The organism is Bombilactobacillus sp. ESL1094 (genome assembly GCF_058107425.1).
Map to the genome: position 1 here is coordinate 1,082,996 of NZ_JBYLUM010000001.1, position 15,925 is coordinate 1,098,920.

Genomic DNA, 15,925 nt, shown 5'->3' on the forward strand with positions numbered 1-15,925 from the left:
GTTTTAAATGATTTAAGGGTCTAATGTTCGATCGGTGATCGAAGTTAGGCTCTTTTAATGTTTTATAGCTAAAATTAAAAATGGTATAATAAAAGATATTTTTAGAAAGCGATTACGCAAAATCAAGCTTAATTCTAGAAACAATGGCGAGCGTAACTGTCTTTCTAGGAATATCAAACCAATTAGTCAGAGCAGCAGCTACTAGTTGAGTTACTTGGCTAATATTTACTTAAGCATAACTAAACTTAAAGGAGTAATGATATGGTTCGATTGACGGATGATTATCAACAACAAGCAGCAAGTTTTCGAGAGGCGGGCATTACCGTTCCCCAATACGATCAAACTGCGCTCACGCAAAAAACGCTCCAAGCTCCCATTTGGATTCATTTTGGTGGCGGCAATTTATTTCGTTGTTTTCATGCAAAGATTGCTCAAGATTTATTAAATCAGGGGGAATTAGACCGCGGAATCATTGTGGCGGAAACTTTTGATCCCGAAGTGATTGAAAAAATTTATCAGCCAGCCAATAATCGGATGCTTAGTGTTGTTCTCAAAGAGGACGGCACGTTAGATAAAGAATTGTTAGCTAGTGTGGCCGCTTCACTATTTGTAGATCATAATGATGCCCAGCAGTGGGCGCAATTGACGAACTATTTTGTGGCACCAACACTACAATTGGTGACTTTTTCAATTACGGAAAAAGGTTATTCATTAGTTGATGTGGCCGGCAACTTAACCAAGGCAGCCCAGGCAGACATTGCTCACGGACCGGAGGCACCAATCACCAATATGGGTATTGTGGCGCACTTGTTATATGAACGTTTTAAAGCTGGTCAATTACCACTAGCGTTAGTCAGTACCGATAACTTTTCACAGAATGGTTTAAAACTGCAAACGGAAGTTTTACGAATTGCCAAAGGCTGGGTTGATAATCAGTTGGTAGCAGCCGATTTTATTGATTATTTGACTAATCCTGAGTTAATCACCTTCCCGTGCAGTATGATTGATCGGATTACGCCCAGTCCAAGTGCTGATGTAGCCCAACAATTACAACAAAGTGGTTTTAGTGATACACAAATTTTGACCACAGCTAAAACCACCGTGATTGCACCCTTTGCCAACACTGAGGAAGTGCACTATTTAGTCATTGAGGATAACTTTCCAAATGGGCGTCCGCAGTTGGAACAAGCGGGGGTTATTATGACTGACCGAGCCACGGTTAATGATGCTGATCAAATGAAAGTAACGGCGTGCTTGAATCCTTTGCATACTGCCTTAGCAATCTTCGGCTCGTTACTAGGCTTTACTTCGATTGCTGATGAAGTGGCTGATGCCGATTTATTAGGTTTAATCAAGAATTTGGGTTATGGTGAAGCTTTACCCGTAGTCAAAGATCCCAAGATTATTAATCCACAAAAGTTTATTGCAGAATTAATTGACAAGCGTTTGCCTAATAAAAATATTCCAGATACCCCATATCGGATTGCCACGGATACGTCACAATTATTAGCGATCCGCTATGGAGTAACGTTGCAACATTATGTAGATGATCCCACACGTGATCCGCAAACTTTGGAATTTATTCCTTTAATTTTAGCAGGTTGGTGTCGTTACTTAATGGGTGTAGATGACCAAGGACAGCAGTTTGTGCAAAGTCCCGATCCCCAATTGGCAACCTTAAAAGCTTATGTACAAGACGTACAGTTAGGAGCTTCTGATGTAGATGTGCACCAGGTTTTACAGCCCATCTTAAGTAATCGTAGTAGTTTTGGGAATGATCTCTATGCAATTGGCGTGGGTACTAAGGTTGAAAATTACTTTCAACGCTTAATTGCTGGCCCGGGTGCGGTACGGCAAGTGTTGCACGATACAGTGACCACTAAGGGGGAGCGATTTCATTAGGTGACAGGGATATAATTTGTTACTACGCAATAACTAACTTTAAAAAATTACAATGGAGTGCCTATATTTTAGGTGCTTTTTTGTTGTACAAAATAAGTTTTTACGTTAGAATACGATATTTGTTTGGTGAAGGACAGCACTTACTTGACAAAGCATGGTAAGGCTTTCATAATGCTTCGTATGACAGATGATTCTGAATTAATATACTTAAAATAAAGGAGTTATTATGCTAGATAAAGATTTTTTATGGGGGGCATCATTATCAGCCCACCAAACCGAAGGGGCGGCAAGTGAAGATGGCAAGTCTGCTTCGGTGCAAGACTGTCGCCAACGCGATCCACAAATTGCTGATTTTACAGTGGCTAGTGATCATTATCACCGCTATCAGGAAGATATTGAATTATTGGCTCGGATGGGAGCCAAGGCGTTACGGATTTCGATCCCGTGGACGCGGATTATTCCCCAAGGTGTGGGTGCGGTTAATCCGTTAGCGATTAAACATTATCAAGACGTGTTTAATACAATGCATCACTTTGATATTGAACCGATGGTGACAATGTATCACTTTGATTTGCCCCAGAGCTTGCAGGACCAAGGTGGTTGGACTAATCGACAAACGGTCCAAGCCTATGAGCAATATGCACAAACTTTGTTTGAAAATTTTGGTGATCAAGTTCATTATTGGTTAACTATTAATGAACCTAACATTATGTTGTTAGCTGATCGCAAAATTTTAGGTTTTACTTATACTCATCAGCAGCGCTACCAAGCTTTTTATAATCTAATGATTGCTGAAAAAAAGGCCTTTGCTTTATGCCACCAAATGTTACCGCAGGCTCAAATTGGTCCAGTGCCTAATATTTCTTACGTTTATCCGGGGAGTGCTGATCCGAAAGACATTCGTGCGGCGGAATATTTTAATGCGGTGCGGAACTGGGCGTATTTAGACTTTTCGGTACGTGGGCGGCTGAATCCCCTGTTTAAATCTTATTTACACCAAACCGGCATTGATTTGGAAATTTTACCAGAAGATCAAGCTTTGGTAACCGAGAACTTTCCGGACTTTTTGGGAATCAATTATTACACGAGTGTAACTGTTGAATATCCCAAGACGCACCAAGACCGGCTCAGTGGCGTCAGCGATCAGCAATCAGAAGACGTCTATGAAGAAGGCTTTTATAAAGGCTTGACCAATCCGTATCTACAGAAAAATGATTTTAACTGGACAGTAGATCCTTTAGGTTTACAAACAACACTGGAAGTCATTAATGATCGCTATCAATTGCCAATTTATATTACGGAAAATGGCTTAGGGGCATATGATGAATTGACCAGTGATCACCAAATTCATGATCCATACCGTATTGATTATCTCAAACAACATATTTTTAGTGTGCAACAGGCTGTGGCAGCTGGAGTGCCTGTTAAAGGTTATTTACCGTGGTCAGCCTTAGATTTAGTGAGTGTGCATGAAGGAATGAAAAAGCGTTATGGCTTAATTTATGTCGATCGGACAGAGCAAGATTTAAAAACGCTGGCCCGTTATCCCAAAGATAGTTATTTCTGGTATCAGCAAGTGATTAAACAGCGAGGAGTCGAGTAATGCAAGCAATCTTTGATTTTTTAAATAAGTACTTGTTACCGCCACTCAATAAATTAGCCAATACCAAAATCATTCGGGCCATCATGGATGCCAGTTTGGCAGCAGTGCCCTTTACGATTGTGGCGTCTATCTTTCTAATTTTAAATAATTTGCCACAAATTTTTCCCTTTGCGGCTAATTTTTTCAAAAATACCATTATGAAATTTAGTGGCTTTTACATGTTGGGCAATACCATGGCTTTGGGTTCCATTGCGCTCTATTACGCAGTGGCTTTAGGTTATTATTACATTGAACAATATCGCAAAGCTGGGGAAACTCAACTTAATTCGTTTACCGGAGCTTTACTGTCATTATTTGCGTTTTTGTTAACCATTCCTAGTATTTCTTGGCAAAAAGGATCCGCTGTGGGTGCAGATAAAGTGGTTGCCGCCCATAACTATCTAGCTGGTGGAGTATCCATGGTTAATGGTTGGCTGACTCGCTTTGGTGGCGTCGGAATTTTTATTGCAATTATTACGGGAGTTATTGCCGTGCAGCTGTACCGTTTGTGTGTCAATAAAAATGTCACCATTAAAATGCCCCAAGGGGTCCCGGAAGGTGTTAGTCGCTCCTTCGCCTCGTTAATTCCCGCTATTTTAGTGGCAGTGGTAATGATTGGTTTAGATATTATCTTAGGCTTAATGGGGACCGATTTACATCAACTATTATCTGCACCATTTGGCTTTGTCAAAAATCTGACCGGATCATGGTTAGGCATGATGGTAATTTTATTATTGATTCACTTACTCTGGGCTGTTGGTGTTCACGGGACGGCAATTATCAAGAATAGTTTTGTAAACCCCATTTTATTAGTGGCTTTAACCGAAAATATTAATGGTCAGCATAATATTTTTGCCGGCGATTTTATTAATATGTGGGTCTTTATTGGTGGCGCTGGTGGTACGCTGGGCTTAGTAATTTTAATGCTAACTGTGGCCAAATCGGCGCAATTGAAAACTTTAGGCAAAACAGCGATTTTACCAGCCATCTTCAATATTAACGAACCAGTGATTTTTGGAGCACCGATTGTTTATAATCCATATTTGATTATTCCGTTTATCGTTAATCCCATGATCTTAGCTTCCATTGCCTATGTGGCAATTAAACTACACTTTGTGGGTTATGTTAACGCCGCGATTGCCTGGATTTTGCCGGTGGGTGTTGGCGCTTTTATTGGAACAAGTGGCAATTTGATGGCTGCCGCAGTGGCGTTGTTGAATTTAGTCGTGTCACTAGTCATTTACTATCCATTTTTGAAGATGTATGACAAGAAATTATATCAAGAGGAACAACAAGCAACTTCCGAACCAGTCGCTAATCCAGTAAATTAAAAATTTGTACAGTTCAAAAGTCGCAGGAATCTGCGGCTTTTTTAGTATCAGCAAGTTATTAGAAACAACACGCTGAAAAATTAAGGTTGACAATTGGAGGAAAACGAATACAATAAGATTGTAATTTAGTTAAACGGTTAACTAAATTTGCTCAACCAAATCGGTATTTGGTTTAAAAACTGGCGCCGGTAATCTGTTTGGTGGGAATAAGTTTTAATTGTGGTGCTTGCGAACCACGATCTTTGGTAGTGATTTTTTGATGTAATAATTGAATAGCGGTTTGCCCAATTAAAAAGGAGTCTTGGCGAATGCAGCTAATTTTTGGATTAATCACTTGCATCCAATCAAACTCTTCGTAGGTTGCAACTCCATAATCTGCGGGATAACTATAATTGAGTGTTTGCATAGCTTTTAATAACCGTAGTAGTACCCGCGCATTCATACAGAAAAAACCAATCTTTTTATTGCGTTGTTGGTGCATGATGGTGGCTAGATTATTTGTGAATTGTTCGTATTCTTGATCTAAGCCGTTATGTGGCACGGTTAACAAGTGATCGACCGTGTTGCGATAACCGGTGGCTTTTAAAAAACCTTCAAAGCGCTGAGTCCGAGTACTAATGTTTTGAAAGGGCCAAGTGACAAAGTATAAATCATAGTTTTTCTGCTTCATCTTAGCAACTAATTGTTTGACTGATTCGACGTTATCAGTTGCAACAGTGTCAATATTCAAGGGACTTTGTTGGCGGTCAACCATGACAGTTGTTTGATTCGACAGTGATTTATAGACCGGACTATCCGGATTGACTGGATCGACGATCATGCCTGCCACTTTCTCATTAGTTAAACGGATAATATTATCCATTTCCTTTTGTTCACGATTGTTCGAATTGGTAAAAAGAACGCGGTAGTTGAACCGATCGCATTGATCGTAAATACCAGATAACATTTGCGAAGTAAAAGGATTAGTAATGTCGGCGAGAGAAATGCCAATAGTGTTATTTTCGTTGCGGGCCAAATTGCGGGCACTACCGTTAGGAGCAAAGTTAGTACTGCGAACAATGGTTTCTAATTTTTGTCGCGTTTTTAATGACATTCGTTGGTAATTACCGTTTAAAAAATTAGAGACAGTGGCGGTTGAAACGTTTGCCATTTGGGCAATATCTTTAATTGTTAATTTTGTCATAATGTAACCTTCGAACAGAGATAATTTTTATCTTTAGTATAGCAGATTCGTGCGGGCAAATGGTAAATGACCTTTAGTCGTTAAGTTAAAAGGTTAATCGTTTAATATTGATATTTATTTCACAAAAAATTAAAGGAGGTGATAAAATGCCAAAATATATTGCCAATACTGCTGTTTTTCAGCACTTGATTCAAGCACAGGTGCCATATCAAAAAATTATGCAACAAACTAAATTATTGGGTTTTGATGTGCTGGAGTTACGTAGTGAATGGTTGGATTTGCAGCCATTAGCTTTACAACAACTACAAAAACAAGCCCAACAAATTAATTTGCCGTTGTATTTGAGTATTAATGATGTTTTGTTTCAAGCCGGACAACTAAATCCTAAATTGTCACAGTATGTCCACTTACAGCAAACTTTACAGGCACAGTCGTTAAAACTGAATTTAGGTGAATTTGCGCCTACGAATGCTAATTGGGCAACGCAATTAGCGCAAATTTTGCCAGCAGATTGTCAATTAGAGATTGAGAATAATCAAACCCCGACTCAAAGTGATTTGACGCAAACTGCACAGTTCTTTCAAGGTCTCACCCCACAATTGACAAACGTTCATTATTGTTTTGACGTGGCGAACTGGTATTGGCTAGATGCTAGTATTACTCAAGCCTGGCAAACTTTACAGCCAGTCACGAACTACTTGCATTTGAAAAATGTTCAAAATCAACAAGTGACGACGGATTTAATGCAAGGATCAATTTCATGGTCAGACTTTTTGCCGACAGTGTCGAAAGTTGAGCAAATTGGTTTGGAATATGCCACTGATCAGGCTACGTTAGCGCAAAATTTACAACAAATTCAACATTTGTTAGCGCAGTAAGGAAGGTGAAGTTATGTTAGAAACAGTCAATCAAATATTTCAAGTTTTTGGTGCTAGCGTAGTGGTTCCGATCATGATTTTTATTGTCGCAGTTTGTTTACGGGTAAAAGTTAAAACAGCGATGATGAGTGCGTTCTATGCAGGAGTTGGTTTAACTGGCTTTGGTTGGATTATTCAAGCTTTTACACCAGTTGTCACGAAAATCATTAAGCAAATGGTCAACCAAACGGGAATTAAATTACCGGTCGTAGATATTGGCTGGCAAGCAGGCTCGTTAGCTTCGTTTGGTTCATCAGTTGGTTTAAGTTTCTTCGTTTTTGGTTTAATTGCGGAGTTGTTATTATTTGCTTTCGGTGTGACTAAAATCTTTATGGCTTCGAATTTATGGAATAATTTTGGTTTTATGATTTGGGGCACGTTATGTTATTACGTTACGCATAACTTCTGGTTATCTTTGGGACTATCATTCTTTATGTTACTATATGCACTATTATTAGCAGAAGTCCAAGCGGATCGTTGGTCTGATTATTATGGGGTGAAGAATGCATCAGTCGCTTCGCTACATAATATTGAGCAAGTGATTCCGGCTATTATTTTAGATCCATTGTGGAATTTATTAGGTTTTAACAAGGTTAAGATGACTCCGGAATACTTTAAAAATAAACTGGGTGTCTTTGGCGAACCGACAACGTTAGGAGCTATTTTAGGTTTATTGATTGGCATTTTGGGTAACTTAACGAAACTGGGGACTTTAAAAGCTTGGGGGCAAATCTTATCCTTTGCGATTGAGTTGTCAGCGGTCATGACAATTTTCCCATTAATTACGGACGTCTTTTCCAAAGCCTTTACGCCGTTGGCAGATGAAATTGACAAGCGCAAAAAGCAACAAACGCAAACTGCGAGTCAAGTTGATCCGGTCAAAGATAAAAAGCGGTGGTTCTTGGGCGTTGATGATGGCGTTGGTTATGGTGAACCTGCAACCATTATTTCGGGCGTGATCTTAATTCCAATTATGGTGTTAATCGCCTTTATCTTACCGGGAAATAAAACTTTGCCAATTGTGGACTTGATTTCCTTGCCGTTCATGGTGGAATCCATTGTCGCCTTAACACGGGGCAATATTTTAAAAGTAATCGCGAACGGCATTGTTTGGTTTAGTTTAGGCTTGTATGCTTCTAGCTGGTTAGGCAGCATTTATACGGGAGCTGTGTCACATTACGGTGCGGCAATTCCAGCTGGCATTGTCTTGATTACGAGTTTTAATTTGATGGCACGGCCCTTGAATGCACTAGTCTTTGCTGCCTTTATTTCGAAGAATCCACTGTGGATTGGTTTAGTAATTGTTGTTTACTTGGTACTGTTGTATGTATTACGCAGATATCGGCCACAGATTTGGCGCTATTTGAACAAGATGGCGGATAAAAATGCTGGTTACGCTGGTAGTCAAGAAAAAATTGAGTATTGATTTGAGAAAGGAAGTTTCATGATGAAAAAAATTGATGGACATTTACATTTAGTACGGTCAATTGCTGGCTTAAACGGCAAAGGACGCATGACGCCTTTAGGTCATGGGCAAACGATTTGGGATGATGGTACATTAGTCAAATTAATTCCTGATGGCTGGGGTGATGATAATTTCTTAGCCGAATCAGCATTGCAAGTGATGGATGACAACGGTATTAATAAGGCGGTTTTATTACAAGGTAGTTTGAATGGTTACCAAAACTATTATTCTTACCAAACAGTTAAAAAGTATCCTGAGCGTTTTGTGGCCGCTTTTTCGGTTGATCCTTTTACTGAAAATGCGATGCAAATTGTGCGGCGGCATGTCGAAGACTTAGGCTTTCGGGCTTTAAAGTTTGAAATTAGTGAAGGTGGCGGTCTGCACGGTTATCACAAACCATTTCGCTTAGATACTAATCCAGAAGTGGGTAAGATTTTGCACTATTTAGCGGACTATCCTGGTTTTGTCATTACGACTGATTATGGTGATTATACTCAATTTAGTTATGAACCCGAAGCAATCGCCACCTTAGCACAGCGCTATCCACAGTTAGATTTTGTGGTTTGTCACTTATCTTTCCCGAATGCGGATCATTTGGATCGTTTAGAAAATGCATTAACCCAATGGCAACCGTATGACAATATTGCGACCGAATTATCAGCTATTCAAGACATTGAAGGGGAGACGGAATTTCCATTTCCACGGTGTCAAAAAGATGTGCGCTTAGCTAAGAGTGTCCTAGGTGCTAAACGGATTTTCTGGGGCACAGATTCTCCGTGGTCTTCAACTTTTAACTCCTATCATAATTTAGCAACTTGGTTAGAAGCGACGGATATCTTTACGCCTAGTGAATTAGAAGATGTGATGTATAACAATGCCGAACGCATTTACTTTAAAGAAAAAAATGTGCAAGCCATGCGGGTAGCCGAAGATCCCGTGTTTAAAAAATAACGCAGACTAGTCTAAGCTACTTACTAGACAAATAAAGCTAGTTGAGAGTGCAACTAGAACTTCCAGCTAATGAGTTCACCGATGAATTAATAAAGGAGCAATCAATTAATGAGTAAAGCAAAAATTTTAGTCACAGGAATTATTCCAGAAGCGGGTTTAACGGAATTAAAAGCCACGTTTGATGTGACCTATGAACCAGAAATTGAAACGCGCGCCTGGATTTTGGAGCATTTAAAAGAATACGACGGTCTGTTATTAATGGGCACCAAAGCGGATCGCGAACTGATTGATGCGGGTCCTAACTTGAAAATTATTACCGCTAATGGTGTAGGTTTTGACCATATTGATATTGAGTATGCGAAACAAAAAGGTATTGTGGTAACTAATTGTCCCCAAGGGGTGCGTGTACCAACGGCGGAAATGACGATTGCCTTGATCTTGGCAACGGTGCGGCGCTTACATTTTTATGATCAACTGGTCCGGCGCGGCGACTGGGTTGATGTTTCCGAGCAGAAATACATGGGCATGAGCTTACAAGGTAAAACCTTAGGGGTTTACGGTATGGGCCGCATTGGTTCGCAAGTAGCAGCATTTGCCCAAGTTTTAGGCATGCAAGTTATCTATAATGATGCACGCCGATTAGATAGTGACTTGGAACAAAAATTAGCCGTGAAATATGTTGATTTTGAGACTTTGGTTCAGCAAAGTGATGTAATTACGTTACATGCACCTTCCTTACCATCGACCATTGGTATTTTTAATGCAGCTGTTTTTCGGCAGATGAAACCAACTGCTTATATTGTAAATGCCGCCCGGGGAGTATTAATTAAGCAAGATGATCTCATCAAAGCTTTACAAACCGGCGAAATTGCGGGTGCGGGATTAGATGTTTTTGAGACAGAACCCAATATTCCACAAGCTCTAAGAGACTTAGATAATGTAGTCTTAAGTCCACACGCCGGGACGGGTACGTTAGAAGCGCGCACGGCGATCGCGCAAGAAGCTTCGACTAACTTGATTAATTACTTCCAAGATCATAGTGCGCCTAATCAAGTTAATCAGTAAATTTAAATGAAAAGTTAATCGCAAGCTTTAGCAGATGTTCGTCTGATTCATAGGAGGCTGGGGCAAATTGTTGTCCTAACCTTCTTTTATTTTTGAATAGAGGCAAGGTGTTCCAAATGAAATTTAAAAAAGTTTTTAGTGATCAATTGGATCACTGTTATGCTTTGTTACACTTACAAGCTTTAAATCAGGATTTTTTGATTGTTGCTTCCGAAGAAGACCAACCTTGTTATGCCTATGATTTGAATCATCATTGGCAAAAAATCACTGTCTGGCCCAATATTGGGGGCACGATGACGTTAGTTGCTATTCCTGGCACTTTGAATTTTTTAGCAACACAAAAGTTTTATCCCGGCTTTAACTCAGCCACCTGTCGGATTGTCAAAGAAACTTTTACGGGACACGGTTGGCAACAAACAATTGTCGGTGAGTGTCCGTATATTCACCGCTTTGATATTATTCCCAAAACCGGGCAAACGGGCTTTTGGTATGTTGGTTGCTCGATTGCTAACAGTAAACAAAAGACGAACGATTGGTCAGATCCCGGTAAAATTTGGGTGGGGGAATATGATGATGATCAAGCACGCCTGCTTAACCTGCACGCACTCAAACAGCGCATTACGCAAAATCATGGTTATCAGCGTTTAGCGACTTGTTCTTTAATCACGGGTCGAGAAGGAGTTTTCCGTTTAAGTTGGCCGACTGAAACGCAGTCGTGGCAGTTACAACAATTGACCACAGCCGCGACGTCCGATATTTGTTGTGCGGATATTAATCAAGATGGTGCGCCAGAGTATTTAACCATTACGGATTTTCACGGGGCACATTTACGCTTATATGATCAACATTTTCAGTTATTGCAACAAACAACCACTCCCACCCCCTTTGGACATGCACTTTTTGGCGGGCCGATTGGGAGTCGAGAGTATTTCCTATTCGGTTGGCGAGCTGGGCAACAAGGCTTAGCGTTAATTGAGCATCCCGATTTAAAACTGCAATTAATTGAAACTGGTGTTGGTCCCAGTAATGTTTTGGTTTATCAAAAGCAGCAACAATCTTATTTGTTAGCGGCTAATCGCGAGGCTAATGAAGTGGCAGTTTACCAAATCTTGCTGGATTAGGAGGAATAGGTCATGCGGTATTATTTAACGATTGATAATGGTGGTACCAAAACCAAAGTAGTGATTTGTGACCTGAATGGGCAACAGGTAGCAGTTAGTGCGTTTCCCACTCAAAAAGTCCGAGCAGATGCCGAGGTTCAAGAAATTAAACTGCAAGATTTATTGGCACATTTGGGTCAAGCCATTAGACAAGCTCTGACACAAGCAGCCTTGAGCGCTGAACAAATTGCCGCAGTGACGGTTGTAGGACATGGCAAAGGACTATATCTCTTAGATCGTCACCAGCAAATTTTTCATAATGGTATTTTATCGACTGATCAGCGAGCTATTGAGCTAGCACAACAATTTGAAGCGCAAGTTACTCAAATTTATCCCATTAGTCAACAACATGTCATGGCTAGTCAAGCGCCTGTTTTATTAGCTTGGCTCAAACAAAATCAACCGGCCGTTTATCAACAAATAGGGACCGTTTTTTCTAATAAGGATTTTATTCGCTACCTGTTAACGGGAGAAATCTATCAAGAAATCGGTGATGCTTCGGGCAATAACTTGCTCAATTTGACAACGCAACAGTATGATGAGCGCTTACTTGACTTCTTTGGGATCCCCGAAATCAAAGCAGCCTTGCCACCATTAGTGCAAGCAACCACGATGTGTGGGCATTTAACCGCAGCTGCCGCGCAAGTGACCGGCTTAAAGCCCCAAACACCAGTTTTTGGGGGCATGTTTGATATTGATGCTTGTACGTTAGCGACGGGCGTTTTGGATGAAAGTTTATTAAGTATGATTGCAGGTACTTGGAATATGAACTTACTAGTGGGTTCGGCGCGTGCCCCCCAACAATTAGGTTTGATGAATTCGCTCTTCGTGACACAACAAAATTTAGTTGAAGCCTCTAGCCCGACATCAGCCGGCAATTTGGCTTTAATGATTAAAATGTTGTTAGCTGATGAAACGCTTAACGCAAAGAAACAACAGCGTTCAATCTATGACTATTTAGAAGATTTTTTAAAGGTTACCGATCCGAGTTATGCGCAGGTCTTCTTCTTGCCATTTCTGTACGGGAGTAATGCGCATCCCGATGCGCAGGGAGCCTTAATCGGTTTACGGAGTAATACCAGTAAATCTGAGTTGATTCGGGCAGTTTATGAGGGTATTTGTTTTGCACATAAGACCCATGTCCAACAGTTATTACAAGTCACCACGCAGCCACAAGTTGTTCGCTTGTCTGGTGGAGCGGTTAATTCAATGCAATGGATGCAAATGTTTGCGGATGTTTTGCAATTACCTGTGGAAATTCCGCAAGCTACGGAATTAGGCGGGTTAGGAGGTGCCATTTGTTGTGCGGTGGCTCAAGGGGCTTGGCCCGACTTTAAAACGGCCGTTCACCAAATGACACACGTTAAGCAACGCTTTGAACCAGATTTACAAGCTAGTGCTGTGTATCAAGCCAAATATCAAGTCTATCAAGAATTAGTGCAAGCTTTAAATACTAGTTGGCCAGCCGTAGTGCAGTTACAGCAACAATTGGGAGGTACAAAATGATCACTAATCCATTAGGCATTTACGAAAAAGCATTACCGCAAAATTTAACGTGGCAACAAACGTTTGAATTGGTACATGAATTAGGGTTTAACTTTTTGGAATTTTCGATTGATGAAAGTGATGAGCGCTTAAAACGTTTAACGTGGAGCCGTCGGGAACGACAAGAATTTCGGCAAGCTTTGTGGGTAACGCATAGTCATATTAATACGTTAATGTTGTCTGGACACCGGCGTTACCCTTTGGGAGCGAAGGATCCGGCAATTCAAGAAAAGGCGCTGACTATGATGCAACAAGCACTCGACTTAGCGGTAGACTTAGGCATTCGAAACATTCAATTAGCGGGCTACGATGTTTATTATGATAAAAAGACTCCGTTAAGTCATGAACTATTTATTGAAAATTTACAACGCTGTGTCGATATGGCAGCCTCCAGATTAGTCATGCTCTCCATTGAAACGATGGATGATCCGTTTTTAAATTCCTTGAGTAAAATTCAAGAAGTTAAACAGCAAATTGCTAGTCCATGGCTGCAAGGATATCCGGATATTGGCAATATTTCAGCATGGCCGCAAAATGATGTTATTACTGATTTAGAGATCAATATGAAACAAATTGTGGCGGTTCATTTAAAAGATACTAAAAAAGTAACTACTACTAGTCCGGGCCAGTTCAAAGAAGTACCCTTTGGTCAAGGTGACGTAGATTTTGAAGGGTGCTTACGCGCTTTTAAGCGACTCGGTTATGCTGGAAGTTTTACAGTAGAAATGTGGAGTCAAAAAGCTGCTGATCCCGTGGCTAAAGTGCGCCAAGCGAAGGAATTTTTTGACCAATTGTTTGCGCAAGTGGGCTTAAAGCAAGCTGCTCTATAAAACAGGTGCTAAAAGTTGAGGATTAGTTGAAATCCCAGTTGTCAGCAAATTTTTAATTGAGGGGGGTTAACATGTTAGAACAATTAAAACAAGAAGTTTATGAAGCCAATATGCAATTACCGAAATTAGACTTAGTGACTTTTACCTGGGGTAACGTCTCGGGCATTGATCGTAAGCAAGGTCTCTTTGTCATTAAGCCTTCGGGAGTAGCATATGATGCTTTGCAACCAGCAGATTTAGTTGTGGTTAATTTGCAAGGGCAAGTCGTTGAAGGTGACTTGAATCCTTCAAGTGATACTCCTACGCATGTGGTTTTGTATAATGCTTTTCCCAAAATTGGTGGGATTGTGCACACCCATTCACCGTGGGCAGTTGCTTTTGCGGCTGCTAAAATGGATATTCCAGCTTTAAATACGACCCATGCGGATACTTTTTACAATGATATTCCGGCAGCGCGGGCTTTGACCCAACAAGAAATTGAAGCGGGTTATGAAGAAAATACCGGTCAAGCCATTGTAGAAACTTTTAAGGAGCGCCACTTGGATTATCAGGCGACTCCGGGAACATTAGTGAGTCAACACGGACCGTTTGCTTGGGGAAATGATGCTCAAAATGCTGTCTATAATGCCAAAGTGCTGGAAACAGTGGCCGCTGAAGACTATCATACGATGCAATTAACCCGAGCTAATTGTCATTTGCCGCAATATTTGTTGGATAAACATTATTACCGAAAACATGGTGATAATGCATATTACGGTCAAAAATAATTTTTAAAAATGCTTTTCAATACAATAACTAAATGTGAGTAACGCTGTGACCCCCGAAGCTAGGACAACTTCGGGGGTCATATTAGTTGCAATTTGGTCTGGAGTTCGATGGCGTTAGGACAATGCTGAATGAACCATCTTAATGTGTGGTGTTGACTCAAAGATGAACGGTTGTCCTTGACTGACAAAGTCGAATTTTTGATAGAACGCCTCAACTTGTTGTTGTGCTTCAATAGCAATTGGTTTGCCGGGAAATTGTGCTGTAATGGTTTGGAAGATCTGTTCCATTAATTCTCGTCCTAAGCCTTGACCACGATATTTTTGATCAGTTACCACACGGCCGAAAGTAAGATGGTCGCCTTCTGGAAAAATGCGCGCATAGGCGATAACTTGCTGATCAACAATGTTAAAGACATGCCAAGCCGTTAAGTCGTGAGCATCAACTTCTTGATAGATTCGTTTTTGATCAACGACAAAAGTTTTAGTTCTTAAAAAATAGATTTGGTATAGTTCGTAAGGGGTTAATGTCTCGAAATTTTTTGCCTGCCACATAAAATTTACCTCATTTCTCAAACAAAATCGTATTGATTAATTTAAAAGCTTGATACAATTGGGTCTGCTGTCGTTCAGGAACAGAAGCAATAATTTTTTGGATTTGTGCATCCGATTTTTGATTAAGGTAAGCCACAGTTTGCTGACCATGGGAAGTTAAGAAGATATCCACTGAACGTAAATCCGTTGAAGAAGGTTCTTTTGTGATTTCCTGTTTGCGCACAAGTTGATTGATTAAACGGCTAGTATAGCTTTTATCCAGATGTAACGACCGGGACAGCTTCATCGGCGTGACTGGATAATGAAAACTAATCTCTAAAAGCATTCGACTCTCGGGCCAAGTTAAGTCAGTATCGAAAACTTGCTTATCTAAGATGCCTAATAGTAAAGTATAATGTCGGTTAAAATGCCGAATTAACGCAGCTGAGTTGGGATCCATTTCCATATCACCTCCTTTTGACTTATTATAATAATGGATAGTGGCTTTTGTCCACTAAAAATAATTAAAATTAATTTTTGTGTTCTTATTCAGAGTTAAGGATAAAATACGCTGTGGCATTGTACGTTTAAATTTACAAAAAAATTCGGGGGTTCAGTATGATTAAGATATCCTGA

The 15,925-nt window shown here is 40.3% G+C and carries 14 protein-coding genes; 11 read left to right on the top strand and 3 right to left on the bottom strand.

Annotated elements, in window-relative coordinates; all coding sequences use genetic code 11:
• The first annotated feature begins 261 nt into the window (after positions 1 to 261).
• From AC3B5S_RS05300 to celB, 3 genes are all read left to right on the top strand, one after another.
• On the top strand, positions 262 to 1,902 hold the full coding sequence (locus tag AC3B5S_RS05300; protein WP_489756737.1) for a mannitol dehydrogenase family protein: 1,641 nt from the start codon (positions 262 to 264) through the stop codon (positions 1,900 to 1,902).
• Between the two features lie 226 nt (positions 1,903 to 2,128).
• On the top strand, positions 2,129 to 3,505 hold the full coding sequence (locus AC3B5S_RS05305) for a glycoside hydrolase family 1 protein (RefSeq protein ID WP_489756736.1): 1,377 nt from the start codon (positions 2,129 to 2,131) through the stop codon (positions 3,503 to 3,505).
• Positions 3,505 to 4,875: a PTS cellobiose transporter subunit IIC gene (gene celB, locus AC3B5S_RS05310; protein ID WP_489756735.1), complete on the top strand. Its 1,371-nt coding sequence runs from the start codon at positions 3,505 to 3,507 to the stop codon at positions 4,873 to 4,875. The genes AC3B5S_RS05305 and celB overlap by 1 nt, the downstream gene beginning before the upstream one ends.
• 172 nt (positions 4,876 to 5,047) lie before the next feature.
• On the opposite strand, the gene AC3B5S_RS05315 is transcribed toward celB, so the two are convergent.
• The gene (locus tag AC3B5S_RS05315; RefSeq protein ID WP_489756734.1) at positions 5,048 to 6,058 is read right to left on the bottom strand and encodes a LacI family DNA-binding transcriptional regulator; all 1,011 of its coding nucleotides are present in this window, start codon (positions 6,056 to 6,058) and stop codon (positions 5,048 to 5,050) included.
• A 146-nt stretch (positions 6,059 to 6,204) separates the two neighbouring features.
• On the opposite strand from AC3B5S_RS05315, the gene AC3B5S_RS05320 reads away from it, so the two are divergent.
• The 8 genes from AC3B5S_RS05320 to AC3B5S_RS05355 all read left to right on the top strand — a co-directional run bounded on the left by AC3B5S_RS05320 (position 6,205) and on the right by AC3B5S_RS05355 (position 14,758).
• Positions 6,205 to 6,936: a hypothetical protein gene (locus AC3B5S_RS05320; protein WP_489790163.1), complete on the top strand. Its 732-nt coding sequence runs from the start codon at positions 6,205 to 6,207 to the stop codon at positions 6,934 to 6,936.
• A gap of 13 nt (positions 6,937 to 6,949) precedes the next feature.
• Positions 6,950 to 8,401 carry a PTS transporter subunit IIC gene (locus tag AC3B5S_RS05325; RefSeq protein ID WP_489756732.1) on the top strand — a complete coding sequence of 484 codons (1,452 nt, stop codon included), beginning with the start codon at positions 6,950 to 6,952 and terminating at the stop codon, positions 8,399 to 8,401.
• 21 nt (positions 8,402 to 8,422) lie between these two features.
• Positions 8,423 to 9,391, top strand: coding sequence for an amidohydrolase family protein (locus AC3B5S_RS05330; RefSeq protein ID WP_489756731.1), 969 nt, complete (start codon positions 8,423 to 8,425; stop codon positions 9,389 to 9,391).
• A 108-nt stretch (positions 9,392 to 9,499) separates the two neighbouring features.
• A complete protein-coding gene (locus AC3B5S_RS05335) occupies positions 9,500 to 10,456 on the top strand; it encodes an NAD(P)-dependent oxidoreductase (RefSeq protein WP_489756730.1) in 957 nt (318 codons plus the stop codon).
• A gap of 116 nt (positions 10,457 to 10,572) precedes the next feature.
• Entirely contained in the window at positions 10,573 to 11,577 is a 1,005-nt protein-coding gene (locus AC3B5S_RS05340; protein ID WP_489756729.1) for a hypothetical protein, read from the top strand.
• 12 nt (positions 11,578 to 11,589) lie between these two features.
• Positions 11,590 to 13,122, top strand: a complete 1,533-nt coding sequence (locus AC3B5S_RS05345; protein WP_489756728.1) for an FGGY-family carbohydrate kinase — start codon at positions 11,590 to 11,592, stop codon at positions 13,120 to 13,122.
• Positions 13,119 to 13,991, top strand: a complete 873-nt coding sequence (locus AC3B5S_RS05350) for an L-ribulose-5-phosphate 3-epimerase (RefSeq protein WP_489756727.1) — start codon at positions 13,119 to 13,121, stop codon at positions 13,989 to 13,991. Before AC3B5S_RS05345 ends, AC3B5S_RS05350 begins: the two co-directional genes overlap by 4 nt.
• 71 nt (positions 13,992 to 14,062) lie before the next feature.
• Positions 14,063 to 14,758: an L-ribulose-5-phosphate 4-epimerase gene (locus tag AC3B5S_RS05355; protein ID WP_489756726.1), complete on the top strand. Its 696-nt coding sequence runs from the start codon at positions 14,063 to 14,065 to the stop codon at positions 14,756 to 14,758.
• Positions 14,759 to 14,872: 114 nt separating this feature from the next.
• On the opposite strand, the gene AC3B5S_RS05360 is transcribed toward AC3B5S_RS05355, so the two are convergent.
• Positions 14,873 to 15,310 (bottom strand): GNAT family N-acetyltransferase, encoded by a 438-nt coding sequence (locus AC3B5S_RS05360; RefSeq protein ID WP_489756725.1) that lies wholly within the window; start codon positions 15,308 to 15,310, stop codon positions 14,873 to 14,875.
• Positions 15,311 to 15,320: 10 nt separating this feature from the next.
• A complete protein-coding gene (locus AC3B5S_RS05365; protein WP_489775086.1) occupies positions 15,321 to 15,749 on the bottom strand; it encodes a MarR family winged helix-turn-helix transcriptional regulator in 429 nt (142 codons plus the stop codon).
• Between the last annotated feature and the right edge of the window lie 176 nt (positions 15,750 to 15,925).